General features: G+C 62.9%; 21 protein-coding genes and 5 pseudogenes. 11 read left to right on the forward strand and 15 right to left on the reverse strand.

Features of this window, described 5'->3' with window-relative positions; all coding sequences use genetic code 11:
- Nucleotides 1-56: 56 nt before the first annotated feature.
- A complete protein-coding gene (locus OCL97_RS19595) occupies nt 57-2,480 on the reverse strand; it encodes an AAA family ATPase (protein ID WP_377371431.1) in 2,424 nt (807 codons plus the stop codon).
- A gap of 232 nt (nt 2,481-2,712) precedes the next feature.
- Nucleotides 2,713-3,468, reverse strand: coding sequence for a hypothetical protein (locus OCL97_RS19600; RefSeq protein ID WP_377371432.1), 756 nt, complete (start codon nt 3,466-3,468; stop codon nt 2,713-2,715).
- Between the two features lie 272 nt (nt 3,469-3,740).
- On the opposite strand from OCL97_RS19600, the gene OCL97_RS19605 reads away from it, so the two are divergent.
- Together OCL97_RS19605 and OCL97_RS19610 are read left to right on the forward strand one after the other, a co-directional pair.
- Nucleotides 3,741-3,866: a hypothetical protein gene (locus OCL97_RS19605; RefSeq protein ID WP_377371433.1), complete on the forward strand. Its 126-nt coding sequence runs from the start codon at nt 3,741-3,743 to the stop codon at nt 3,864-3,866.
- 237 nt (nt 3,867-4,103) lie between these two features.
- On the forward strand, nt 4,104-4,319 hold the full coding sequence (locus OCL97_RS19610; protein WP_377371434.1) for a hypothetical protein: 216 nt from the start codon (nt 4,104-4,106) through the stop codon (nt 4,317-4,319).
- Between the two features lie 111 nt (nt 4,320-4,430).
- Here the strand turns inward: OCL97_RS19610 and OCL97_RS19615 are convergent, their stop codons facing one another.
- The 4 genes from OCL97_RS19615 to OCL97_RS19630 form a co-directional block, all read right to left on the reverse strand.
- Nucleotides 4,431-5,330 carry an ATP-binding protein gene (locus OCL97_RS19615; protein WP_377371435.1) on the reverse strand — a complete coding sequence of 300 codons (900 nt, stop codon included), beginning with the start codon at nt 5,328-5,330 and terminating at the stop codon, nt 4,431-4,433.
- A 608-nt stretch (nt 5,331-5,938) separates the two neighbouring features.
- Nucleotides 5,939-7,108 (reverse strand): PAS domain-containing protein, encoded by a 1,170-nt coding sequence (locus tag OCL97_RS19620; RefSeq protein ID WP_377371437.1) that lies wholly within the window; start codon nt 7,106-7,108, stop codon nt 5,939-5,941.
- Nucleotides 7,109-7,179: 71 nt separating this feature from the next.
- Complete coding sequence (locus tag OCL97_RS19625; protein ID WP_377371438.1) at nt 7,180-8,271, reverse strand: ferritin-like domain-containing protein; 1,092 nt, start codon at nt 8,269-8,271, stop codon at nt 7,180-7,182.
- A 20-nt stretch (nt 8,272-8,291) separates the two neighbouring features.
- Nucleotides 8,292-8,612 (reverse strand): 2Fe-2S iron-sulfur cluster-binding protein, encoded by a 321-nt coding sequence (locus tag OCL97_RS19630; protein ID WP_377371439.1) that lies wholly within the window; start codon nt 8,610-8,612, stop codon nt 8,292-8,294.
- A gap of 785 nt (nt 8,613-9,397) precedes the next feature.
- Here OCL97_RS19630 and OCL97_RS19635 point away from each other — a divergent pair.
- Entirely contained in the window at nt 9,398-9,829 is a 432-nt protein-coding gene (locus OCL97_RS19635) for a DUF2924 domain-containing protein (protein WP_377371440.1), read from the forward strand.
- Nucleotides 9,822-10,193: a recombinase family protein gene (locus OCL97_RS19640; RefSeq protein ID WP_377371441.1), complete on the forward strand. Its 372-nt coding sequence runs from the start codon at nt 9,822-9,824 to the stop codon at nt 10,191-10,193. Before OCL97_RS19635 ends, OCL97_RS19640 begins: the two co-directional genes overlap by 8 nt.
- A 126-nt stretch (nt 10,194-10,319) precedes the next feature.
- Here OCL97_RS19640 and OCL97_RS19645 read toward each other — a convergent pair whose 3' ends face one another.
- The 3 genes from OCL97_RS19645 to OCL97_RS19655 form a co-directional block, all read right to left on the reverse strand.
- Nucleotides 10,320-10,739 (reverse strand): hypothetical protein, encoded by a 420-nt coding sequence (locus tag OCL97_RS19645; protein WP_377371442.1) that lies wholly within the window; start codon nt 10,737-10,739, stop codon nt 10,320-10,322.
- A gap of 135 nt (nt 10,740-10,874) precedes the next feature.
- Nucleotides 10,875-12,065: an ImmA/IrrE family metallo-endopeptidase gene (locus OCL97_RS19650; protein WP_377371443.1), complete on the reverse strand. Its 1,191-nt coding sequence runs from the start codon at nt 12,063-12,065 to the stop codon at nt 10,875-10,877.
- Nucleotides 12,062-12,382: a type II toxin-antitoxin system HigB family toxin gene (locus OCL97_RS19655; protein WP_377371444.1), complete on the reverse strand. Its 321-nt coding sequence runs from the start codon at nt 12,380-12,382 to the stop codon at nt 12,062-12,064. The genes OCL97_RS19650 and OCL97_RS19655 overlap by 4 nt, the downstream gene beginning before the upstream one ends.
- A gap of 128 nt (nt 12,383-12,510) precedes the next feature.
- Here OCL97_RS19655 and OCL97_RS19660 point away from each other — a divergent pair, with 128 nt between their 5' ends.
- The 3 genes and pseudogenes from OCL97_RS19660 to OCL97_RS19670 all read left to right on the forward strand — a co-directional run.
- Nucleotides 12,511-12,651 carry a hypothetical protein gene (locus tag OCL97_RS19660; protein WP_377371445.1) on the forward strand — a complete coding sequence of 47 codons (141 nt, stop codon included), beginning with the start codon at nt 12,511-12,513 and terminating at the stop codon, nt 12,649-12,651.
- A 41-nt stretch (nt 12,652-12,692) separates the two neighbouring features.
- The gene (locus OCL97_RS19665; RefSeq protein ID WP_377371446.1) at nt 12,693-13,343 is read left to right on the forward strand and encodes a hypothetical protein; all 651 of its coding nucleotides are present in this window, start codon (nt 12,693-12,695) and stop codon (nt 13,341-13,343) included.
- A gap of 532 nt (nt 13,344-13,875) precedes the next feature.
- Nucleotides 13,876-14,115 (forward strand): annotated as a pseudogene (locus tag OCL97_RS19670) (integrase core domain-containing protein); the annotation flags it as partial.
- A 495-nt stretch (nt 14,116-14,610) separates the two neighbouring features.
- Here the strand turns inward: OCL97_RS19670 and OCL97_RS19675 are convergent.
- Nucleotides 14,611-14,841: an integrase core domain-containing protein gene (locus OCL97_RS19675; protein WP_377371456.1), complete on the reverse strand. Its 231-nt coding sequence runs from the start codon at nt 14,839-14,841 to the stop codon at nt 14,611-14,613.
- Nucleotides 14,842-15,285: 444 nt separating this feature from the next.
- On the opposite strand from OCL97_RS19675, the pseudogene OCL97_RS19680 reads away from it, so the two are divergent.
- The 3 genes and pseudogenes from OCL97_RS19680 to OCL97_RS19690 all read left to right on the forward strand — a co-directional run.
- Nucleotides 15,286-15,495 (forward strand): annotated as a pseudogene (locus OCL97_RS19680) (transposase); the annotation flags it as partial.
- Between the two features lie 27 nt (nt 15,496-15,522).
- A pseudogene (locus OCL97_RS19685) lies at nt 15,523-15,807 on the forward strand (ATP-binding protein); the annotation flags it as partial.
- A 280-nt stretch (nt 15,808-16,087) separates the two neighbouring features.
- The gene (locus OCL97_RS19690; protein ID WP_377371447.1) at nt 16,088-17,707 is read left to right on the forward strand and encodes an ABC1 kinase family protein; all 1,620 of its coding nucleotides are present in this window, start codon (nt 16,088-16,090) and stop codon (nt 17,705-17,707) included.
- Here the strand turns inward: OCL97_RS19690 and OCL97_RS19695 are convergent.
- The 5 genes and pseudogenes from OCL97_RS19695 to OCL97_RS19715 form a co-directional block, all read right to left on the reverse strand.
- Entirely contained in the window at nt 17,657-18,142 is a 486-nt protein-coding gene (locus OCL97_RS19695) for an Hsp20/alpha crystallin family protein (protein ID WP_377371448.1), read from the reverse strand. The two genes, OCL97_RS19690 and OCL97_RS19695, sit on opposite strands and share 51 nt — an antisense overlap.
- A gap of 332 nt (nt 18,143-18,474) precedes the next feature.
- Nucleotides 18,475-19,269, reverse strand: coding sequence for an NUDIX hydrolase (locus tag OCL97_RS19700; RefSeq protein ID WP_377371449.1), 795 nt, complete (start codon nt 19,267-19,269; stop codon nt 18,475-18,477).
- 183 nt (nt 19,270-19,452) lie between these two features.
- A pseudogene (locus tag OCL97_RS19705) lies at nt 19,453-20,654 on the reverse strand (CaiB/BaiF CoA transferase family protein).
- Nucleotides 20,655-20,657: 3 nt separating this feature from the next.
- On the reverse strand, nt 20,658-20,969 hold the full coding sequence (locus OCL97_RS19710) for an acyl-CoA dehydrogenase family protein (protein ID WP_377371457.1): 312 nt from the start codon (nt 20,967-20,969) through the stop codon (nt 20,658-20,660).
- Nucleotides 20,970-21,049: 80 nt separating this feature from the next.
- Nucleotides 21,050-23,593, reverse strand: coding sequence for a TonB-dependent receptor (locus tag OCL97_RS19715; RefSeq protein ID WP_377371451.1), 2,544 nt, complete (start codon nt 23,591-23,593; stop codon nt 21,050-21,052).
- 196 nt (nt 23,594-23,789) lie between these two features.
- On the opposite strand from OCL97_RS19715, the pseudogene OCL97_RS19720 reads away from it, so the two are divergent.
- A pseudogene (locus OCL97_RS19720) lies at nt 23,790-24,201 on the forward strand (transposase); the annotation flags it as partial.
- Between the last annotated feature and the right edge of the window lie 400 nt (nt 24,202-24,601).

The following is a 24,601-nucleotide window of genomic DNA, read 5'->3' on the forward strand; positions in this document are numbered from 1 at the left end:
CTCCTCCAGCAGAGAGGATGAATCAGATCAGCCCTGATTTGGGAATCCCGATTCCGTCAAAACGCGGCCCGCTCTAGTCGCTGGACAGTCTTGTTGAGGACGATCTCCTCGACGCAACGCTCCCAGGTCTCCCGCAGGTCGGAATAGAAGTCCTTCGCGGAGCGGCGATAGTCGTCTCCAGTGAAATCGGTCCCAGTGGCCAGCACCTTGGCGCGGGCTCGGAGATCGTTGATCCGGGCGTTGACGCTTTTCGCCAACCACGGCTCGGTGTCCTCCTCGACAACGCCGAAACCGTCGGCTTCAGTCTTTCGGACAAAAATTTTGATCAAGGGCGCGCCGTCGCCAACGCGCGCCGCCTCGGACACCATTTCATTGAAAAACACCAGATTGTGGGTGAACACCACAACCTGTCGGCCCTTCACAGCCTCCTGCACCAGCCGCTGAGCCACCAGCCGGATTCGGCGCTGGTCGAGCGAGGAGACGGGGTCGTCGACGACCAAGCCGTAGGTGGCGCCTTCATCCGCGATCTCCGCCAGGAAGCAAGCGAGGGCAAGGGCGCGTTGTTCGCCCTCGCTTAAAATCTGGTTGTTGGCGATCTTGTCGACGCCGTGTAGCCCAACGGCAAATTTGCTTTGGCCTTGCTCGCTCGAGTCGCTGACCCGGAACGGAATGTGGTCGAGGTCGAACCGCGTGATCTCAGCCTGGATGCGCGATTGAAGGTTTTCCGTGACGAGCTTGCGCCGGAGTGTGCTGATCTGGAGCGATATGGCTCGGGTTTGGACCTGTGTTTGGCAGGCCTTGATCGCTGCCAGGTCGCGCAGCTCTTCAGCCCGCTGTAGGACAGTCGCGAGATCGTCGTGAAGCTTGCTACGGTCCTTCAGCTCGGCGATGCGGTTCCGGTCCGCATCCAATGCAGCGGCATGGGTAGCTGTGGCTTCCAACTGCGCCGCTTCAACATCGAGCTTCTCGATGTCGGCCGCTACGATGGTGCGTAGGGACGCGGGCAGGGGCGGCACTTCGAGCGCCGGGTCAGTGGTCCGATCGATCATCGCCTTTCGCCGGGCGACGTAGGCAGTCAGGGCGGCTTCGATCTGGATGACCGCGGCGGCCCGCGTTGCATCTATCCCGGCATATCCGGTCAAGCTGTTGGCGACGACCTCGGTGGGCGGGACGACCAAGCCCTCCAGGGCCGCCTTAGCTGTATCGAGGGCCTCTCGCGCGGCGTCTGCCTTTTTAGCCGCTTCGCTTTGCACAAACGCATTGAACCGCGCCATCCGGGCGGCGGCCGTCTCGCCGAGAGACTCTTGGCACAGGGGGCAGGTGTCACCGATCTGATCCGCGATCTTGTCCGCCGGCCCTCCCGACAACACCGCGAAATCGCGCGCAGCTTGATAAAGAAGCCGCCAGGCCTCGCCGCCCGCCCCAGCCATGGGCTCATTGGCGAACTGGGCCGTCGCCGCCAGGCCGGCCGCGCTCGCCGTCGTGTGAGCCTCATCGATCAACTTCCCAAGCGCCGCCAACGCGGCATCGGAGAAGCCGTTCTCAAACGATGTGAGGACTTCAAGCAGTCGCGCCATAACCTGGGACGCGCGCCGCCGCGTGGCGGCCTGGGCGACTGGATCTTGGAGAAGCTTACGCTCCAGGGCTTTCAACTCATCGATCTCGCCAGAGCTCAAGCCCGCGAGGTTTTCGATCTCGGTCTTCGTGGGGATCGTCTGCGATTTCGAATCCAACCGTGCAAGAAACGCCTGCATCTTTCCGCCGGGGGTGTAGCCGGCGGGCAGGGGCGTCTTCAGGCGTTTCTCAATGGCAGCCTGATGCGTCGAAAACTCTGTGCCGAACGCGCCACATAGCTGCCCATGATGCTCCAAAACGGCGATCTCGACGGGGAGGTATGCAATACGATTTTGCTGATCGACATAGAGGCGCGCGTTCTTGCTGTCGAACACCGAGATCTGCTTCAGCGCAGGCGGCGGCGGTGTTGTCGGAACCCAATCGAGTTCGGTGACCGGGTCGTCGCCGATCTGGAAACGCAGCTTCACCTGAAGCGGCCCGTCCGGTTTGACCTTGAAGACGTCGCCCTTCAGCTCGTCGATTGAAAGGCTTCGACACAGCCGTTTCGCGATCCGCGCATACCCGCTCTTCCCGCTGCCGTTTTCCCCGAAAATCAGCGTGACCCCGGTGGGCGCAAAGCGCAGCCGCTGATCCTTCGCTAAACGGTCGATGTTCTGGAGCGGTCCGATCGACGCCAATACGGCGCGGGGTCCAGTTTCGGAGCATTGTGATAGGTGCTCAGCCGTCAACGCATCGCACGCCGGCTCATCGCCGATGCCGCCCGCTGCATATTCGATCCGATCAAGGATCGCCTTGCGGTCCTCCTCGCTGACCATAAACCCAGCGGTCGTGGATATCCGGCGCAGTGAATCTTGAACCCAGGCAGCTTGCTTTCCGGCCCATTCAACGAGACTCAAGTCTGCCATGCGCCCCCCGCCACCTGACGCAGCCACTATTTGGCAGATGGTAGCCCCTGACGGGACGCTCGTCATCCGAGCAATAGCGAAGCTTAGGAGTGGTTATCCGTCGAGGCGCGACGCCTGTCGTTAAACCTCACTGACGCCATGTATCGGGTGCGCGTCGCGCTGTATTTGAAGGCGTGGCGTTCGAGGAACGATTGTCGATCTTGATGTGAGCGATTACTCATGCCGCGGCCGGTCATCGCGGTGCGGAATAAGGCTCGGTGGCGGCGTTCTTGGCGTCGTTGAGGGCTTGCAGCTCGCCTGCGACTTGCTCGGTGGGGGAGATGCCCGCCAGGGCGATGGCGCCGATGATCGCCAGGCCGAAATCGAGGCAGGCGCAGAGGCCGCGGACCGTCTCGATGTGGCGCGCGCTGTATAGGCTCGTGTGAGTCACCGCGATGAACTCGTCTGGGCGGTCTTCGTCGAGCGAGACGTGGCCGAACACGCCCTTGATGTTGGGGTGGGCGCCAAAGTCGATCGCGCTGTCATATGCCAGGATCGCCAGCTCATGGATGTCCGGCGCCCGATTCTTCAGGGGCGCGATCGCCTTGGCAAAGGTGAAAGCCTTGCGGCAGGCGTTCCTGGCCGCGTCGTCACGATGGCGGTCGGTCCAGACTGTCGTCAGCTCGGGCTTCGCCGCGATCAATCCACCATAGGCCGCCGATTCCAACGCCGTGCGCAACAGGGGGAAGACCGCCACGGTGTGGCCGCTGAGCGCCGTGCGCACGCCGGCCAGGAACAGCTGGTAGGCGTTCATGAACAGGATGATGAGGGCCATGGCGTCCGGCGCCCCTGCGCTCCATAGCCGGGTGCGGAAATGCAGATCGTATTCCCGAAGCGTGGCGACCAGGGGATCATCCGACGCCAGCAACTTGGCCGTCGTCTCGTCAGCGGCGGCCAGATAGGCGGCCAGCCCGCCGCCCAGATTCACGCGCACGTTGCCTTCGGCCATGCTCAGACGAGCCCTTGAACTGATCGGACGAACTGATCGCGCGGCACCCTGCAGAGCGCAAACTCGCCCTTTCGCACCGGCAGGCCGCCGTTGATCCGCCCGCCGCAGTCGAGGCCCGTGGTGCGCTCTCCCTTCGTCAGGGGAGGGCGCTTCACACTGTCGATCCATGCGTACAGCATCCAGCTAGGCTTTCCTGGTCTTCGACTTACATTGACTTCACAATATCAGGGCTAGGCGTCGCCCAGGAGAGCGGTTGGAAGGATAAGGGTGGCATGAACGACACTTCGGAGCGCACGAAGTACAAGGCGCAGGTCTACGACCTCGCGCTCAACGCCTTCTTCAAGCTGCGAGAATTTGACTCGGCGGCCCTGAACCAACCTCGCGCCGAGATCGGCTAGGATATTGCGGAAGCCTTCGTCGCTGCGGCTGTCAGCGGGGTCATCTACAAAAGCTCCAGCCAGGATCGTCGGTTCGAGGCGGCGAGCCTTCTTCGGGCCCTCGCAGACCAGGTCGAGCAAGACGGCCTGGCCAGCCTGGAGTGGGGCTATCAAGGCAGGCTCGACGCCCGGCACGCCTGGCGACCCGACATCCGTTCAGCCGAAGGCCTATCCGAGCTCGATCAGCGTACAGACGCGGTGATCGAGGGGCTGATGCGGCCGCTTCGGGCGCTGACCGTTCCCGAGCGACGGGCGATCGTCTGCATGTCCTTCGTGCGGATGGCGCTTGCCCACGTCGGTGACCTGATCAAGCAGGATCTCGCTGACGCCGAGCAGATTCGCGACTACGCGATCGAACTGTTGGAGCCCCAACTGGCAACTCTAAGGCGCGCGGAAGAGGCGTCGGGAGAGTGAGGAATCCGCCGACAGGTTTAGCGCCTAATGTATCTTATCAGAAATCAATGACTTAGAAGTCTTATGCGGTAAGGCGTTTCCCGATCTGTCGTGGATCGACATTATCGGAAATTAAGTTCCGACAGTCCGAACCGGCGCGGTGGCGATCGGCGGTGACGGTCGGTTTCGAAATCGCGGATTCAGGCCCGCAGGTCTTGCGGCGCGGGCTCGGCGGCGCGATCCGCCGCCGCCCAGGCTTCGGATGATCTGGGTCGCCTGGACACCGCCCATTACCGGCATATGCACGTCCATGAGCACCAGGTCATAGGCGCAGACCTGCACCGCCTCGACCGCCTCGGCGCCGTTCGAGACGATGTCGACCTCGACGCCGACCGAGCGGAGAATCGTGGAGACCAGCTCCTGGTTCGCCTCGGTGTCTTCCACCAGCAGCAGGCGCACCGCGCCCGCGTCGATGGCAAGGTCCTCGGCGCCCGGCTGTTCGACATGGGCGGCCGGCGCCAGGGCGACCGAGAACCAAAACGTCGAGCCCGATCCAACCCGGCTCTCGACCCCGATCTCTCCGCCCATCAGCTCCACCAGCCGGCGACAGATGGCCAAGCCCAGGCCGGTGCCGCCAAACTCTCGCGAGACCGATCCGTCGGCCTGCACGAAGCGTTGGAACATCTGGTCCAGGGCGGCGTCCGGAATGCCGATACCGGTGTCGGAAATGGCGAACCGGACTTGGGGCGGGCCGCCGGCCCCTACGTCCTCGCTAACCCGGATCGTCACCCCGCCATGATTGGTGAACTTCACGGCGTTGCAGATCAGGTTGAGCAGGATCTGCCGCAACCGCCCGGTGTCGCCCCTCAGCCCATCACAAAGCCCGTCATCCACGAAAATCGCCAGGCCGACACCCTTGCGCTCTGCCTGATCCGCCAGAAGGGCCACGGTGTCTTCGACTAGCTTGCGCAGACCGAATGGCTCGCTCTCCAGCTCGACGGCGCCCTCTTCCAGTTTGGAGAAGTCCAGCACATCGTTGACGATTGAATGCAGCGCCTTGCTGGCGTCCTCGATCCGGGCCAGCCAATGGCGCTCTTGCGGGCCTAGCGTCCCCTCGCGTGTGCATCGGCGTTGAAGCGGGACCCCGTCGAGACCAGTCTAAGGCATTGAATTGGCGCTCTAAATGATGGGTGCCTGGGGTCCCGCTGTGCGCCGATCGGGACCCCGCCCGCCAGCCGATTTTGGCATTGAAATCAATTCACTAGGCGCATAATTGCCGGGGTCCCGCTTCAACGCCGATGCACAACCCGCAAGGCGTTGGCCAAGGCGCGGCCGGGCGAAGACCAGGATCAGCCGCTCATAGAAGCGTGCGTCCCCGGTTTTATCGCCTCCAATCAGCAGAATTGCCGATCGGCGCGGATCGAAGGCTTAGAAGACATGTAGCGGCCTTCCTTCGCTCTGAATCCGCAGCTCGCGCACCGAGCGCTCCCTGCGCCTGGAGGCCATCGTGGTCGGGCTGATCCTGCTGGAGGTGGCGCTGACCCTGTTCCAGATGGCCACCGGCGAGACGGGTTAGCGGCGGCCAAGAGGCGCCAGGTCAGGGAACTCGCGCGACCGGCGCCAAGATCGGCTGTCCCGCCTCAGGCGTCGAAACGCCCCTCCACCAGGACATAGACGACACGGCCTTGGGCGTCAGCGATCGGCGTCAAGCGCACATCGATCGGCAATGGCTTGCCGTCTTTCGCCAATTCCACGGCCATCCACGTCACCGTTCCGGACGCCGCGGTCCGGATCGCCGCCTGAAGGCCCTCGGCCGCAATCGGCCCCACCGCCAGATCGACGCCGAGCCAGGGCGCCTCCCAGAGCGGGGCGCCGATGAGGGGATGGTCGGAGGTTGTCAGAGCCTCGCCAGCCCGGTTGATCTCCACGATGGCGCCGTCCGGGCTCAACAGGGCGATCGCCTCGGCGGCGTGGTCGAACACCGCGCGGATGCGCCGCTCGCTCTCCTGCAACTTGTCGCGGGCGCGGTTGCGCTCCGTCACGTCGCGCAGATGGGCGGTATAGGTCAGGGCGCCGGCGGCCATCACCTTGGTGATGGTGGCCTCCAGGGGAAAGCTCTCGCCGGACCGACGGCAACCTCGGACCTCCGAGCGCTCGCTCATCATCCGGGACGCCTGTTTGGAGTCGCGGAAGCTCTCGACGTATCCGGTGTGCGTCGCGCGCGCCTGCGGCGGGATCAGCATGGTGAGTGGCTGGCCAAGCACCTCCTCGGCTCGGTAGCCGAACATCTGCTCGGCAGCGAGATTGAAGATGATGATCTTCTGATCCGCATCGATCGAGACTATGGCGTCTTCGGCCACCATCAGGATGCGCGCGGCCCTGAGATTGCTGTCCTTCAGCGCGACCTGCTCCTGCCGCCGCGCGGTGTTGTCGCGCACGGTGATGAAGTATCGCTGACGGTCGCCGATCCGGCCTTCGCGAACGCGCACCTCGACGGGCATTTCCCGGCCGTCCCGGCGACGGGCGGTGAGGTCCAAGAAGCGGGACTGTTCCAGGTCGGGTTCGGTCGCCCAACGGGCCAGCCACTTGACCGGATCGGCCCGGCGTCCCGGTTGGGGCGGCACCAGGACGCTTATGGCCTTGCCGACCACCTCTCCGGCGCCATAGCCGAGCAGGGTCTCGGTCGCCGCGTTGACGAAAGTGATCAGGCCATCGGGCGCGGCGACGATAACGGCTTCCGGCAGACCGTCGAGCACGGTTTCGTGAAACCCCTGGAGGCTCGCGTCCGCTGGATGTGTGGTCTCGCTCATGTCCATGTTCCTTCGCGCCTTACCGACGCCCCGAGGATGCCCCGGGGCGTCGGTCTTGGCCTCTCGGCGGCTCAGATCGCGACGGGATGGCCCCCTTCCATCTCCTGCAGCACCCTCGGATCGTCAAACACCGGAATGCCGGCCTCCTCGTACTTCTTCCGGACGGTGGGGGTGAGCAGGCCAACCCGGGCCAGGGCCGGCATCATCAAGTCCTTCATCGAGTGGATTTGGCCGGGCGGCAGTTCCTGGGTGATGCCCATAGACTCGGCTTCCTGCAGCCCCTTGAAGAAGTCATCAGGATCGATGTTGCTGTTTTCGAGCACCTGCATGAATCCCGGATCCACACGGCTGGCGATGGTTCCCGCCGTACCGCTGTGCGCCAGGATGCTGACCGCCTGGAAGGCGAAGTCGGCCAGATCCTCGACCTCGTCCTTGTGCAGCTTGGCGATCACCGGCCCCAGATAGGCGTGGCCGAAGGAGACGTGGCGGGACTCGTCGCGCATCACGTTGAAGGTCAGCTTCTTCAACAGTTCGCACTGGGTGGTCCGGTACATGTTGTTGAAGGCGCCCAGGGCCAGCCCCTCGACGATCATATTCATGCCGATCATGACCTTCTCATAGCGATCCGACTTCAGGGTCGCGTCGATCAGGGCCTTGAGCCACAGGGACATCGGATAGACGATGGCGATCTTGTCGCAGTATCGCGCATAGACCTCGACGTGGCGCGCCTCATCCATGGTCTGGGTGGCGGCATAGAGCTTGGCCGTCGCATCGGGCACCGAATGGGTGACGCAGGCCGCCGTCATCAGCGCACCCTGCTCGCCGTGCAGGAACTGGGACAGGAGCTGGGCCGTGGAGTGGGCGGTGAAGGTTTCCTGCTGGGATTTCGACAGCTTCGCGAAGAAGGGCATCTGGTGATAGATGTCCGAGCGGTCGTTGATCAGCGGTTTGGACGGGTCGACCTGGGTGTCCCAGGGCAGGTACTCGTCGGAATCCCACTGGTTCTGCTTGGCCCGCTTGTAGAGATCCTCGACCTTGTCGCCGGACATGTCGTACTGGAATGACCAGGCGATATTCATCGCCGTCTTGTAGAGATCATCCGGGTTCATGGTGACGTTCCAGTCGGCTTCCGGCTTGGCGGCGCTCGATTCTAAAATAGTCATGACAACTCTCCCTTTGTTTTTCAGTATTGACGCGGCGGCGTTCTAACGATGAGGCCATCAAGGCCGTCATCGATCTTGATCTGGCAGCTGAGACGGCTATTTTCTTTTACGTCGAAGGCGAAATCGAGCATGTCATGCTCGATCTCCTCCATCGGCGGGAGGCGCTCTGCCCATCCTCCCTCGACATAGACATGGCAGGTCGCGCAGGCGCAGGCGCCGCCGCAGTCCCCATCGATCCCCGGAATGGTGAAACGTCTGGCGCCGTCCATCACCGACAACCCGGTCGGAACATCCACGTGATGTTCTGTGCCGCCGTTCTCGATGTAGGTGATCTTCGCCATTCGAATCCTCTCCTGAGGAACGTGGGCGCAAGGCTCGACCGCTCGCCGCTGGAGGGCCGTCGACCCGATCACCCGAGCTTGAAGGATCGTGACCCTACGGGCTCACAGTCCTCTCCTCACCGTTCCTAGCGTCCCTTTCGGACGCCCTGAGCGGAACCATAAAGATGACGCAGGCGTCATCTTTGATCTAAATCAATAAAAAGGAGAAGGTCGGGCTCGGTCAGGAGGGCGGAGACCCTCCCAAGGCTCAGGGATCAAATCACGCTGTGGCTCGCCCCGCCGCCCGGGACGCGGCGGTCGGTATCGACCTCGGCCTTCCGGGTCGGGGCGCCGCCGGCGTAACGTCGAACTGGACGGCTTCGATCGGACGCTGCTGCGAAAGCCCGCGCGCCGAAATGTGGCCGTGATCGGCGCTTGGCGCGATTGACGTTTCTGGCGCCCGACATTCAGCGCGCCATCCTGACCGGCGAGCCGATCACCTACCCCGTAGGTGAAATTCCATTGTCATGGTGCGAGCAGCGCCGGCTGTTTGGACTTGCGTACGGCGGCACGACCCCAGAAAGCCACTTCGTAGAGTCCGCACGAAATCGGGCGAGCGAAAACCTGTGACTGAGCGGCGTGCTAGCAGACGACAAGACAATGGTCTCCGAATTCACAGCGTAGAAGCCGCATCACAATGTCGTTATTCTTCATAACTAGGATCTGATGAGTAGTATCCGGCCAGTCGCCCTGAGTTCGCGCCGTGTCCTTCTGACCTGTTTGTCCGCCCGGATTGGGAGACATCAGTGCAAACCGCATCTGAAACATCATTCGGCGATGTCGAGGCGACCATAAGGGCCGTTGAGTCCATGTCATTACAAGGGCTCCGCCGGTTCTGGGAGCGGCGGTGGGGATTGTCGCCACGGCTGCAGTCCACCCAAATGCTGCGGCTCCTGATCGCGTGGCGCCTGCAGGCGGAAATCTGGGGTGGACTGGATGGTGACACCAAGGCGCGGCTTCTGCGCAAGGGAACCCCACGAGCGGCGCCGCCGCCAGTGGGAACGAGCCTCACCCGCGAGTACAAGGGTGTCTTGCACCATGTCGAGGTCGAACTTGGCGGCGTGAGATATCGCGGCGCCCTGTACGGCAGTCTGTCCGAGGTGGCGCGCGAGATCACCGGCACGAGATGGAACGGCCCGCACTTCTTCGGCCTGCGGCGGAGGAACGCCAATGGATGAGGGTCGGCGGATCCGCTGCGCGATCTACACTCGAAAGAGCACCGAGGAAGGCCTGGAGCAGCCGTTCAATAGTCTCCACGCTCAGCGACGTGCCTGCGAGGACTACATCCGGTCCCAGGCCGGAGAGGGTTGGCTCATCTCGGCTGAGCCTTATGATGATGGCGGCTACTCCGGTGGCGATATGCGTCGGCCGGCGCTCCGACGGCTGATGGCCGATATCTCAGCCGGGTCCGTGGACATCCTGGTTGTCTACAAGGTCGATCGCCTCACGCGCGCGCTCGGCGACTTCGCCAAACTCGTCGACGCGTTTGATCGCAGCGGCGTGTCCTTCGTCAGTGTCACCCAGGCTGTGCATCGGCGTTGAAGCGGGACCCCGTCGAGACCAGTCTAAGGCATTGAATTGGCGCTCTAAATGATGGGTGCCTGGGGTCCCGCTGTGCGCCGATCGGGACCCCGCCCGCCAGCCGATTTTGGCATTGAAATCAATTCACTAGGCGCATAATTGCCGGGGTCCCGCTTCAACGCCGATGCACAGGCCAAAGCCCCGCATTGAGATCAAACGACGGGATATGCTCGCCTTGAGCAATGTTTCACGGATCTCCAGGCGACCGGGATCGCTCAACGCGACCTCTTCAAAGCACCGCGCCGCCCGCGGGACCCGGGCCGGCTCTTTTCTCCCGGTGCCGTGCCAAATGATGTCACCGTTCGGGGTCTGGTGCGGCTCGACACCCTGCTTCAGCAGGACCTCGTCTGATCCCGGCGGCGACATCCGCTGAAGCTTCACCTTACAAAGCAGGAGGATCCCAGCGTGCAGGTTGCGGATTGCGGCATGGACGCGCCGGTCGTCGGGCGAGTCAAAGTCTTCAATGGCGATCTGGATGGCACCGACGGCGTTGGCGAGCAAAGACATGAATCTGATTTCGGATATTGGCGAGCGCCATATAGGGCGGTGGTGCTTCGTTGCACGCTTGCCTTGCGAACCGCGGCCGTGCGCCAGGAGCAGACTTCGACGCCCAGTCGGACACCGGACTATCGCGACCGTGTGTTAACCGACGCCGGGAATAAGGTCGGTGAAATTGGGGCGCACCGTGCCGTGACCCAGCAATTTGGAGAACTTGCGGTAGTCCCGATGGGTCTTCTGCCAGCGCCCGGCGACGATCGCCGGATTGACCTCCATCTTCCGCGCGAACGCCAGGATGTCGGAGATGCCGGTGTAGGTCCCTTTGACGTCCCAGGCCTCCCATTGTTCATCTGGGATCAAAGCTGTGCCGGCAAGTTCATCGGCTTCCATCTCGATCGCCTCGGAACTGCCGATATCGAGTTCGTCGACGATGCAGGCCCGATCGTCAGTGAGGTGGAACGCCACGTGCGCCAGCTCGTGGAGCAGGGTGAACCAGAAATTGTCGATGCGGTCGCGGCGCAGCGTCAGCGCGATGACAGGGGCTCCATCCTTTGGCCGGCGAAGGGCCGCGCCATCCAAATGGGTGCCCGGTAGGTGTGGCAGGATGACGAGAATGATGCCGAGGTCGCTCAGCGTTTGCTGCGCGCGCCTGGGGCCGTCGGCGTGGATGCTCAGCTTGGCCAAGGTACGCACGATCTCAAGCTTCCTCACCTCCGTCAGGTCGAAGGGCCCTGTCACGGTGGCGTTCTCTGCGCGTAGCAGGACAGCCGCGCACCAAGCTTGCACGGCGACGAAGTCCGTTTTGGCGTTGGTCCGCTCGGTCCTAGTCTTCCGGAGCATGGCGAGCGCTTGGCCACCGCCAAGGCCGCGCGCCATGAAGGCTTCGAAGCTTTCCTTGGCCTGCATCAAACCCCACGCTAACAACTGCTTGGCGGCGGGCTTGGCGAGTTCAACCGATGCTCGCTCTTCCTGCCTGGGTTCTGGGCGGATGAGCACTTCGGCAGGAATGCCGAGATGCTCATTTAGCGATCGGATCATGCCGATCGAGAGCGGGCGGGTACCGCTCAGAACCTCGGAAACACGGGCCCTCGAACCGATGTACTCCTCAAGATCGCGCGGCGTAAGGTTGCCTTGCTCCATGCGGAAGCGGATCGCCGCCAATGGCGTGGGCAGGGCAATGGGATAGCGATCGTTCTCATAACGCTCGATGAGGGTCGCCAGGACTTCGAGCTCGTCGCCTTCAGGCGTATCGGGCACAGCGTCGATAAGATCGCCCAGCCGGGCGAGGTTAGCCTCGTAATCGCTCTCGCTGCGAATAGGCTTCACCAACATCATGTTCGGCCTCCTCCGCCAACGGTCGCCGCGTCGATCGCGTCGTACTCCGCATGAGAGCCGACGAATTTAATCAACACGATCCCCAGCCCGTAGTTCAGGTGGACAACAAGCCGGTGCTTGTTCCCACCAATGTTAAACACAACCCGATTGTCGCTGACGAAACTCGCCGAGCGATAACGGGCCTTGATGTCCGCAGGTGACGTCCAGTTCGCCGATTTGGCCTCGGCGTACCAAGCTTTGAGAGGCTCTTCAGCATCCTCGCGCCCGGGTCGCTTCCAGTACGTCTGAAGCGCGCCTCTGGTGATCACACGCATCATTGTGCCTTACACGAGTCGTCTTGTCAAGTTAATGATCCCATAATGGAAACAATAAACTTGCGCCCATTTTGGGAACAAGTCATGGTCGGCGGGCGGTGACGATTCCCGTTGCCGGTATGGAGGGCCCAATGGCCAAGTCTCGTAACGAAACCACTTCGGCGCGCGCCGCGAGCGCCGCCGGCAAAGTCCTTCGCGACCCGCGCGCCTCGGCCGCCGCCAAAACGGCGGCCGCCTCGGCGCTGGCCCAGGTCCGCGACAAAATCAAGTGAGCCCCCGACACGATTCTCCTCAAAAGCCGGAGCCGAGGCACATGCCGAACATTGGATTTTCCGCCTACCTGAAGCTGATCTCGTTGAACGAGCGTCCGCGCGACACCGCCATCCGCGGCCGTGTTTCCCCCACGGGGCGCGGCTACGACTTCCACCGCAGCATGAAGCGCGCGGCGCAGAGGCTTCTCGCCGAGGGCGCGCCGCTGGACGAAGTGCTGGCGACATTGGCTGCGATCAAGCGGCCTTCCGAACGGCTGTCAGCGATGCAGGCGCTCACGCGTCTGGCGGCGTGGCGCGCGGAGAACCCAGGCGAGTTTCTCACCTACAAGCCGGCCACCTACGCCCATTCCTCTGGCTTGTTTAAGGTCGCTTTCACGCCCGACTTTGGTGTGCGGCTCGGCCGCGCCGGGACCGCAGTGCATATCTGGAACACCCAGAAGCCCAAGCTCACGCCGCGAACGGTCTACGCGGCGCTATCCCTGTTCCCCGAACTCTACGAGGACGGCGGCGCCCCAGACGACTTCGCGCTCCTGTCTCTTCGAGAGCCGCAACTTTTCCGGCTGAGCGAAGCTGGGCGTTACGCCGGCCTGGGCCAGAGCATGGCGGAGAAGGTCGCAGAAAGCTTCCGCCTGGCCGTAGCTGATCTCGTGCCCGACCACACCCCCGACCATCCCGGGTCATCACCGGGCTAACCCCCACCCCTTCGACCGAAGGGCTAGCCGTCTTTGACTGCAACCACGCGTCATCGCGGTCTCGTACCATCCAATCGGGAGTAAAGCGGTCCTTCTCAACGTCCCAGATGAGCCCGAAGCGGCCGGCAACCCACCGCCCGCTGAGCCACGGCGGGCAATAAGCATTATCGGAAGAAGGAGACCGCGGAACTCGCGGCCGATCCGCAGAGCGAGCTCAGAGAGCTGGCGGGGATTTATATTGAACCGCCCCGGGTTTGCCGGAGGCCTTAACTCCTGAGAGGAAGAGGCAATGACGAGCAAGACGACGAATAAGTTTTTGCGTGAGGTGCGGGAGCGCGCGGTGCAAATGGTTTTGGAGCACGAGCGTGATCACCCATCGCGCTGGGCGGCCGTGGTTTCGATCGCGGCGAAGATCGGCTGCACGGGGCAGACGCTCAACGAATGGGTGAAGAAGGCTGAGGTCGACGCCGGCAGGCGATCTGCAGGGTCCTGCCGATCGCCCCATCGACTTATCGCGAGCGCGTCGCCCAACGGCGCGGTCGGCGACAGCTACGACAACGCCTTGGCCGAGACCATCAACGGCCTCAACAAAGCCGAAGTCATCCACCGGCGCGGGCCCTGGCAGTCCTTTGAAGCCGTCGAGTTCACCACGCCGGAATGGGTCTACTGGTTCAACAACCGCCGACTGCTCGAACCGATCGGCAACATCCCGCCCGCCGAGGCCGAGCAACGCTACAACGCCAACCTCGACGACACGGCGATGGCGGCGTAACTCAAACCAAATGGCCTCCGGGAAACCCGGGGCGGTTCAGGTGGTCGATTTCCGGTGGACGGTGATCTGACGCGCGCCTACGGTTGACATCGTGTCACACGGCCATCTTCCATCCACTTGGATGCCGCCATGTGCTCGGGACGGGCGCCGCTCTCCTCCCAGCCCGAAGTCGGCGCCCGTCCCGCTCTCCGTGTGAAGGACAGGCTGCTACCGGATCACGTTGCGAGGTGTCGATAGTAGTTCGGTGATAGGGTAAAGGGCGTCATAGGTCTGGATGCTCGGAACGAGCCGTAACGTAAGTCAGGCCACTCCGGTCGAACCTGTAAGCGTCTCAGGAGTTGTTCAGGAAGAACAGCGCGAAGGAGCGGAAAATTGATCGGCGTTCTCGTTGGCGGCCTGGGGGGCTTGATGGTTTTCCTGGGCGTTACCGGCCTCTATGTGGCCATCCAACGACTGAAGTCATAGGTTGGCCTCAGGCGTCAGTTCGGGCTGGTTCTAATAGGAAATCATCAAACGGGCTGATGACTTGTCGCCGCCAACGAGCAGGATGGCGACTCGTTCGGGGTCGAACGCGCAATACCACTGGGCACCGCCTTCCTTCTCGCTGATCAAGTTGCGCAGCCGCCCGGCCTCCGGCGTCAGTCCACCGTGCGCCGAGTGCGGCGTGACGCGGTTGTAGTCCATCCGCCAGCGCTCGATGACGACGCGGGCTTCGGCTAGGCGCAGCGGCGCCGTTCCGCAGCTAGGCCCCGCAGCCGCTTACGCAAGTCCGCGGCGCCCGGATCAGGCACGCGGCGTACGGCCTTGGGATCGGCGCCGGTTGTCTGCGCAGGCATTGGCCTTGCCCTCAGCGGAAAGCCGGCGCCGCGGCTTGGATGTTCGTCATTCGAGCCAGCTTGCGTCGTTTAGTGCGAATTCCAATCCAAGCCGGCCACGTATTCCGATGCGAAGTCGGCCGTGGTTCCGAGTTGATGCCGACCAGCGTTCCGATTTGAAGCCGGCCATAGGCCGGGTCGTGTCCCCGGCCGTGGTGTAGCTCCGCGGCGGTAGCAGCGCCGCTCGCGAAGCGCGCCTCATTGGGCGCCGTAGCGAGTGAGCGGGGCTGCGGTGGTCATCCACGATCGTCGGTAGGGTTGGGTTGCGATGCTCAACCTGAACCAAGGACCGAAGATGACCGACGAGATGATGGCCCTGCGCGGGCTGATGGAGAAGAGCCCCGACGCCGATATTCTGCGTGAGATGATCGGCTGCGCCGCCCAGCGGCTGATGGAGCTGGTGGGCGGCCTGACTGGCGCCGCGCACGGCGAGAAGACCCCTGATCGGCGGGTTCAGCGCAACGGTTACCGTGAGTGCGACTGGGAGACCCGGGCCGGAACGGTGGGCCGCGCCGACGGCCGCTAGCCCAAGATGCTGCGCGCCCTGTCGCGCGCCGATCTGCTGATCTTGGACGACTGGGGTCCAGAGATTCTCAACGCCGATCAGCGTCGCGACCTCTTGGAGATCGTCGAAGACCGATACGACCGCGGCTCCGTCCTGATCACCAGCCAGGTCCCAATCGACCGCTGGTATGAAATCATCGGCAATCCGACCCTGGCTGACGCCATCCTCGATCGGGTCATCCACAACACCTATCGTGTCGAACTCGCCGGCGAGAGCCTGCGCAAAAGCCGCGCGCCTCAGCCCGAGGCTTGACCCAGAACAACAACACCGAGACCTTCCACCTCGACCCGAACAGGGCCGTCCAAAGTGACCGACATCAAATCGGAACCATGGCCGGCTTCAAATCGGAACGGTGGCCGCCTTCAAATCGGTACAGCTGGCCAGCTTCGTCGGAATCCGCAGTTTAGCGCACAAACCTTGAGGCTGGGCCCGAACAAGTGTCACTGTTCTTCCTGAGCAACCCTGTGAGCTTTCAGGGTTCGAGTGCCGCGGCCAGCTTGCATCGTGGGATCGATCCGAGCATCCAGACTCCATGTCACCCCTGACCCTATCTTCAACGGACTATCGCCGCCTCGCCACCGTGCTCCGCACTTTGGCCCGGACCGGCGCTCGACCAGCTTTGGTGCGGTTGGGTCTGCTCCGCGGCGCGGCTCCAGACGAGGCCGGCGACGGCGCGGCATACGAGGGTTTTGTCGCGGCGCTCGAGGAACTCGGCCCCACGTTCGTGAAGCTTGGCCAAATCATGGCGACCCGGTCGGATCTGCTTCCGCCAGAGCTGACGGAGCGACTCGGCAGGCTGCATGATAACGTCTCGCCAGCGCCTTTCGAGTGGATTCGCGAACAGCTGACGGTCGATCTTGGCGGCTCGCCGGACGAGCTTTTCGCGGAATTCTCAGCGACGCCGATCGCCGCGGCCTCGATCGCACAGGTCTATGCCGCGCGGCTAAGGACCGGTGAAGATGTCGTCGTGAAGGTCCGCCGGCCGGGAATCGAGGCGGTCATGCGCGCGGATCTGCGGCTGCTCGCGGCCGCCGCTGGGGTGGTCGAACGACGCATGCCCGCGCTGCGCCGACACCAGCCAATGCGCGTCGTGGCAGAGCTCAGCGAAGCGCTGCTGGAGGAGATCGATTTTCGGATCGAGGCGCGCAATCAGATGGAGATCCGAAAGCGCGCGACGGTGTTCCATGTGCCGCTAGTCCATGAGCAGTTCACTACGCAAAGGACCATGGTCAGCACACGCGTCCGTGGGCGCAGTCCCAATGCCGCGTTTCGAAGCGAGGAGCCCGCCTTGGCGCGCACCTTGGCGCCCGAAGCGGCCAGGGGACTTCTGGGCATGATCCTGCTGGACGGGGTGTTCCACGCCGACCCTCATCCTGGAAATGTTCTGGTGACGCCCGATGGTCGTCTGGTCCTGCTTGATTTCGGCTCCGTTGGGCGGCTCTCGGCAAAGCGGCGCGAACAGGTGCTCGTTGTGCTCGGCTCGCTGGTGGACGCCGATGTCGGGGCGGTGTCCGATGTGTTGATGGACTGGGCCGGGCGCCCCGGCGCCCCGCCGCCTGGCCTCGAACAAGGCGTCGAACGGTTCTTCGTGCGTTATGCCGCCGACTCTGGACGGCCGATCCGGCTTGGCGAGGCGATCGCCGAATTCATCTCGATCGCCCGCGAAAACGCTCTGACCTTGCCGCCTGACCTGCTGCTCCTGATGCGTGCGCTGGGTATCGCCGAAGGCCTGGCGAGGACGCTCGACCCCGACCTGGATGTTGTCGCCGCGATCGCGCCCGTGGTCGTCCGGGCCTTCGCCTCTCGGTTTGAACCGAAGGCGATGGCCGCCCGCGCCTTCCGCGTCTTCAAGGAGCTGGACCAGATCCTGGCGATGGCGCCCGAAGCAATCCGGCGGAGCATCGGACGGGTCAGGCGCGAAGGCCTTGTTGTTCAGATCTCAAGCGCCGACTTGGCCGACCTACCGCGCACCGTCAAACGCGCCGGCAACACTCTCGCGCTCGCGCTGGTTATCGCGGCCCTCATCATCGCCGCAGCCATCGTCAGCGTCGCGCATGACGACCAGGTCGCCGCACTCGGGCGGGTCGTGATCCTGGTCCTCTCAGGCGCGGGCGTGGTCGCCTTCTTGTGGCGTCTGTCCCGGCGGGACTGATGCTCCACGCACGGGGACGCGCTTCGCGTCACCCCGCGCCCACGCGGCCTTGGTCATTTCCACCGTCAGGACGCCATCCTCAAGCGTCGCTATGACCTGATCAGCATCGACAGGCTCCGGCAGAGCGACGCTCCAGTCAAAAGGGGCTCCGATTTCACCGGACCGCCGTTGACGGCCGGCCGCCTGCAATCGCAAACACTCGGGGCTGACCTCGACGACCAGATCCTTACTGGAATAGCCCGGGACGTCGAACGCGACGGTTACATCTTCGATCGTCTCCATGATGCTAAATGGGGGAATCGCGCCTGCAGGCGGATTAAGCTTTGCCTCTATCCCTTGCCGTATACCCACGAGGCGGCGCCCGATAAGGCTGTCGTATTCGAGCCGTGCCGTATATAGCCGCCGTCCTACTTTGATGGAAATATCGCCGATCATAGCAAACTCCTTAAGCACTTTACCCCGATAGGATGGTCGGATCGCGGCGAATTGAGGGCGCCGCCGGTAAGATCCTCATCACCCCGTACGCCGTCGCCCAACCGCCGCGACTGCGCGGTCACCCTCCCAAAATCGGCTGCGCTCACCTGGTGGGCTGACTGACGAAGCTGGTCGTTTTACTTCGGCGCTTCTGGGGATTTTCAGAGCGGCGTTGACACGAGCCAATCAGCTCGCTCTCGATCATGCCGTTCGCGCTGCTCAGCCTCCTGGCCACGACCGGCAGGCAGCGGTCTCTGAAGCTCTCCATGCGGCAGTGTCGGTGCGAACAAATCTCACCGCGTGCTCGATATTGGCTCTTCGGTCACATCATAATCCGCCTCGGCCGGAATGCTCAGTACCGCCCCCTCCTCACGTCGTTCGACTCGCGGTTCGACCGTGATGATCGTCGATGCACGCGCCGCTGCGAGCGCCTCAACAACGCTTCGATGACGTCCGAGCTTCTGCACATTGACACGTGTCGGGAAGATTATGGTCTTCGTCCCGGCCTTGGCTTCCTCCAGTGCGTCAGCAGGACGGATCCAAACACTATCGACCGACTCCGATCCGTCATGCATCGCGAGATGATCGTCTGGCGCGATGACCAAGTAGAACCGCGTATCGAAGCGCTTTGGCATCATTTTCGGAGTGATCCAGTGGGCGAACGGTGTCAGCAGATCGAGGGCGAGCCGGAGCCGCTCTGTCGACAGGACGTCGCCAATCCCGATTTCGCCCTCATTTAATGCGACGCGTTTGGGTTCGAGCGATGTGAGTCTCTCGGCATCGACAAGCTTGCGCGACCCTTCCGGGCGCGCAAGCAGTACGCCGCATTCTTCATAGGCTTCCCTAATCGCCGCGACACGCATTGCGAATTCCCGGTCATCGAGCCCCTCGGCGCCGTCCACGCGCTCTCGCACCGAGTCGAGCGAATCCCGCGGGTCGACTTTGCCGCCCGGGAAGACGAGCGCGCCCGAAGCAAAATCGATTTGGTGATGACGAACCACCATGAATACCTCTAGGCCGTCGTGACCGTCTCGCAAAAGTAGAATGGTGGCTGCAGGAATGAGCTTGTCATTCGCAGGCGTGGACATGAACGATCTCCCACTTTCAGAAGCGCAACTGCGCGAAGAGCATTACCTACAAATGGAGTACGGTGAGCGCCGAGCAGTATCATCGAGTGACTCGGCCTATTTGGAGACCCGCACCCTCTCGAGGATTGTTACGTTCCCGTTTGCCGCCAGCGTATCTCCGCGTCCATTCGGCAATGCCAGACTTCACAGCGCACCTTCGCGCCGAAGCGCTTCAACGTCGTCGGCGGTAAGCCCGGGCAATTCGCAGTAAACCTCCACGTCGTCCTGGCCAATGCCCGGACTTGGCGTGGCTCGAGTCTGAGGGGTGCCCTGGTACCGCAGGGGACCGCCAGGCACGGTGATCCGCCCCTGTTGAGGATGATCGATTTCCTCGAGCATGCCGCGCACCCTCATTTGCGCGTTGTTCAGTACTTTGTAGAGGTCGCGCACCGCCGCCGAAGGTACACGGTGCGCGCCGGTGGTAGCGAAGAGTTCGTCGCGGCTGAGCGCCACCGCCCAGACTTCCACCATGGCGTCGGTTTCCTCCATATGTGTCACCCGCGCTGCGTTGGTGACAAAGCGCGGATCGTCCGCGAGTTCGGGGCGGCCCATCGCTGCGCAGAGGCTGCGCCAGTGCTCCTCGTTGGTGCAGATGATTGCGAACCAGCCGTCCTGGCAGGCGTAGCCGTTGTACGGCGAGACGGCCAGGCCGCCATGGCGGTTGCCGGTGCGGCCGAGTGTCCTGTCCGGGTTGTTGTGGATCATGCCCAGGTTGGAGGCGAGGGTCGGGAACATGGTCTCGATCATCGCGACTTCGATCTTCGCCCTCGGCCGGTTCGCTCACGCCCATAGAGGGCGGTGACGATGGCGCTGTAGAGGTGGGCCCCGGACAGGAAGTCGGCGATCGCCGGACCTGCCTTGACTGGAGGCCCGTCGGCGAAGCCGGTAACGCTTATCGCGTCCGATACTGCCTGAATGGTGATGCCCCTGGCAAGGTTGTCGCGTTCAGACCCTGAAAGGCCGTAGCCCGTTGCCGAGGCATAGATCAGGCGCGGATTGTCGCCCATGAGCACCGAGGCCCCGACGCCGAGCTTGTCCATTACGCCGGTTGCGAAATTCTCCAGCAGGACATCGGCCTTTTGTGCCAGGGCCCGCAGCAACTCGACGCCGCGAGGGCTCTTCAGGTTGAGGGTGACGGCGCGCTTGTTGGAGTTGAGCATGGCGAGCGGCAGGGAGGCCTCGCCGCCGATGGCTTCGCGGGCGCGTAGTGGCTCGCCGTGGCGCGGCTCGACCTTGATGACGTTCGCGCCCGCCTTGACCATCAGCAGGGTGGCGTAAGGTCTCTGGTAGACTTGGCCCAGATCGATGACGGTCAGGCCCGTGAGCGGCGGTGGTGGGTTTTCCATCGTCTAGTACAGGGCTTGGTCGAAGAGTTCGCGGGCCATCACGATACGCTGGACCTCGCTGGGTCCTTCGCCGATCCGCCGGATGCGCATCTCGCGGTACCAGCGCTCGAAGGGAAAGTCCTTGATCACGCCGTAGCCGTGATGGATCTGGATCGCCCGGTCTACCACCCGGCTGGCGCCTTCCGATGCGAGCAACGGGGCCATTGCCGCCTTAGCGCGGAACGGCTCGCCGCGTTGAGGCTTACAGGCCGCGGCCAGCGTGGCCCAACGTGCGGTGCGGATATCGATCTCGTTGTCGACCACCATCCACTGGATCGCCTGACCAGGCGATTTGCCAGTGACGGAAGGGGTTGGACCGTCTCCCTGCCCTCGCTGGGAAACGGTCCACTGTTGGCTTAGAACCGATACTGGAGTTCTATCCCATAGGTGCGAGGAAAGTTCGGCTTCAACGTGACGCGCTGGACTCCGCTGGCCGAGGGGGCTCCGGTTCGGAAATCCTGATAGGCCAACTCATCAAAGGCATTCTTGACGTAACCGATCACTGTGTAGCGATCGTCGGCGTCCTTCCAAAGCGCCCGGAAGTCCACGACTTCGTTCGATGGCGAACGGAAGCCCGGCTGAGCAAAAACGACGGCCTGTTGCTCGTCGGTGAAGGTGTAGGTGCCCCCAAGTATGAGATCGCCCTTAGCAAACTGGATTGTATAATTCAATCCGAGGTTGAGTTTGTTCTCCGGAGTTATGGGAAGCCTGTTCCCAACGAGGGTCTGGGGCCGGCTGCCGTTCGGCAAAACGACGCCCGTAGGTCGCGCGCCCGCCTGTAGCGCCTTCGGGTCCGCTGTGTCGACGAAGCAGCAGCCGCTCTTAAGCTCGGTGTTGAGGTACGAATAGCTCGCGAAAATCTGCAGATGATCGATCGGAGCCCACTGGGCCTCCATCTCCAGGCCCCAACTCACAGCGTCCAGATTCAAGAACTGACTGCCCGTTGAGCCCGTCGTGGGGTTAAGAACCACGGTCAGCGGCGCCTGAAAACCCTTATAGTCCGCGTAGAACAGCGCAGAATTCAGCTGGAACCGTCGCCCCACATTCTTCTTCAGACCGAGCTCGAAGTTGTCGACATATTCGGGATCGGCGTAGGGGAACGGAGCTAGGCCGCTCGAGGCCTGCCAACCACCGGACTTATAGCCGCGGCTGTAACGGGCGTAGGCGTTGGTGTCGCCGTCCGGCTGCCACTGAAGACCCAAGGTCCCGCTCCAGGCGTCGTAGTCGCCCGACAGGTTACGCGTCAGGCCACCGCCTGAGAGCTCACGTACATTGGCGTACAACGGGTTGGCCAGGCAGGACGCGATGGTTGGGCCGCCGCATATGACAAAGGTTGTGAAATCCACCGCGATCCCTTGGCCGACGGCGGCTGGTATCCCCGCGGCGGCCAAGATGGTGGTCGTGGTGTTGGTACGCGACACGTAGCGAGCCGAGTCTGTACCCGACTTCTCATCGACCGTGTACCGGATGCCACCCGTAAGCGTGAGCGTATCGGTGATATCATAGTCGACCTGAACAAAGGCCGCGTAAGAATCCACCTCCAGCGTACCGTCTACGAAGAGGTAGTTCCCCTTCGGGTTCGGCGCCGCCGGGCCTCCGGTCGCCAGACTGATCGGGTTCTGAACGGCCGGATCGTTAAGGACCCGCTGGCCCTGGGGTTGCGCGTAGGTTTGATGATACTGGTACAGACCGGCGATCCAGCGCAGTGGCCCGTCCGTGTTCGATGACAGGTTGATCTCATTGGAGTACCATTTCTGGTCCTCGCGGTAGAAGAACCTCTGGTCTGGCGACACGCCCGTGGCGGTGTAGGCGCCGAAAGGCGTCGCGGTCGGCACGCTGAATAGGCCGGTGCGCGATGAACGATCCTCGTCCCCAGCCGTGTCGTAGACATAGGATTGGTAGCCGGCCAGATACTTGAGGGTCATGCCGCCAAGATCCCAGGTGAGATCGAAGTGCAGTCGCTCATGATTGCTGAGCTTACCTTCACTCGTCTGGTTGGTGTTGATCTTGTAGGGGTCGGTCATCGCCGGATTAATTCCTGCGAAGCCGAAGGTCGGATTGTAGTAGAGGCCAGCGTTGCCGAGGCCGGTCGGGGACGTGGTGTCGTAGCGGCTCGTGATCGACTCGTGGACGTTGCCAACGCCGAAGCTGTCATCCCAGTCGAACTTCGAATAGCGCAGGCGGGCCGTGATGTTCTCGCCGAGATCGGCTTCCAGCTGAGCCTCGACTATGTACCGTTTAACAGCGCTGGAATCGCCGGCAGGCCCGAGGTTCTCGAAGAAGCCTTCCTCTCGGCGTTCCAGAGAGCCGCCGAGGAGGAAGCGCAGGCCATCCGTGATCGGTCCTCGAACCAAGGCGTCGGTTCGCCAGGTGCCGTAGTTCCCAAGGACGGCGCGGACCTCACCATTGAAATCCTCCGTCGGACGCTTGGCGATGATGTTCAGCGCCCCACCGATGGAATTGCGCCCGTACAGCGTGCCTTGCGGTCCACGCAGAATCTCCGTGCGTTCGATTAACAGCGACGGCGTGGCTGCATCAGCCATGGAGTTTGAGAAAATGCCGTCCGAGTACAGCGCTACGGAAGGATCCGTGCCGATAGAATTGGTCAGGCGACCAAACCCCCGGATCGAGAGGCGGTCGTTGTTGGTATAGGTGACGCTCGGCGAAACACGCGCCAAGTCCTCGACATTTCCTACCCCGAGCAGGTCGCGCCGCTCGCTTGTATAGGCCGTTACGGCCACAGACACATCCTGAAGGCTCTGTTCGCGCTTTTCAGCCGTCACCACCAACTCTTCAATGGTGAAGCCGGTCTCTTGCGCCCAACTAGGCGAGGCCGCAGCCAGAGCGAGCGCGGATGCGCCGCATGCATAGGCGAGTCGTAGATTCATGTAATTTTTCATGTTCCCCCCCAGTCCGCTAGGCATTGTTGCCTCTATGCTGACGGTAATGCGCATTACCATAATGCCATTGACGCATGACGCAATGCCCCCTCCCCCCGGGTCACGCGGCAAGCCTCTAGCAGGCTGTTGAAAAAGTCCGTAATGGTGCCGGACTCGGTATGATTCACTCTTTCCCAGAGGCGTTGAGGGGAAGGCGATGCGGGGTTCGGACAAGCGCTCGGGGTCGTTGTTTTCGTTTGTGGATCTGGAGTCGAGGGTTCGGCGCGATCATCCGCTGAGGCGGTCCGGTCGTTCACCGATGGGGCGCTGGAGAGCCTGACGCAGGACTTCGCGCGGCTCTATTCGGGGATGGGTCGGCCCTCGAGCCCGCCGGAGGCGCTGCTGCGGGCGATGCTGCGCAGGCGTTCTATTCGATCCGCTCGGAGCGGCAGCTGATGGAGCGGCTGGAGTTCGACCTGCTGTTCCGCTGCTTCGTGGGCCTGGGGATCGACGATCCGGGCTGGGACGATTCGAGCTTCACCAAGAACCGCGACCGGCTGCTGGAAGGCGAGATCGCGGCGAAGTCCTTGGCTGCGGTGCTGGCCCAGCCCCAGGTGAAGCGGCTGTTGGGCCCAACTCCAGCCCGACGGATCGCTCGCCGGCGAAATCATCTTCCACGGCGGCGACGAAATCGCCTTCACTGCTCGCCCCTGGGCAACTTCTTCAACAGCCCGCAGGCCGCTCGCGACCACGTGGTCGACCGCCCCGCGTTTGTAAGGGCCTGGGAAGACGCCCCCGGGTCGGTTCATCTGCCGCCTCCCGGCCCGCGAAGCCCTGGCCTGGGCGGGCAAATCGGGGGGCCGTCAGAGTGGACTCGACAGGTTGCTCAAAGGCCGTCACACGGCAGGAACCATTGTTGCCGTCGCCTGGAATTGGCCCAGCCACGATTTCGGCCTGATAAGCGTTCAATATATTACTGATCGACTCGTGGAGTTGTAGCCGACGATGCCCAGAGAATCTAACGAGCTC

This window comes from Phenylobacterium ferrooxidans, from assembly GCF_042714595.1.
In the GTDB taxonomy this organism is placed as follows: Bacteria; Pseudomonadota; Alphaproteobacteria; order Caulobacterales; family Caulobacteraceae; genus Phenylobacterium; species Phenylobacterium ferrooxidans.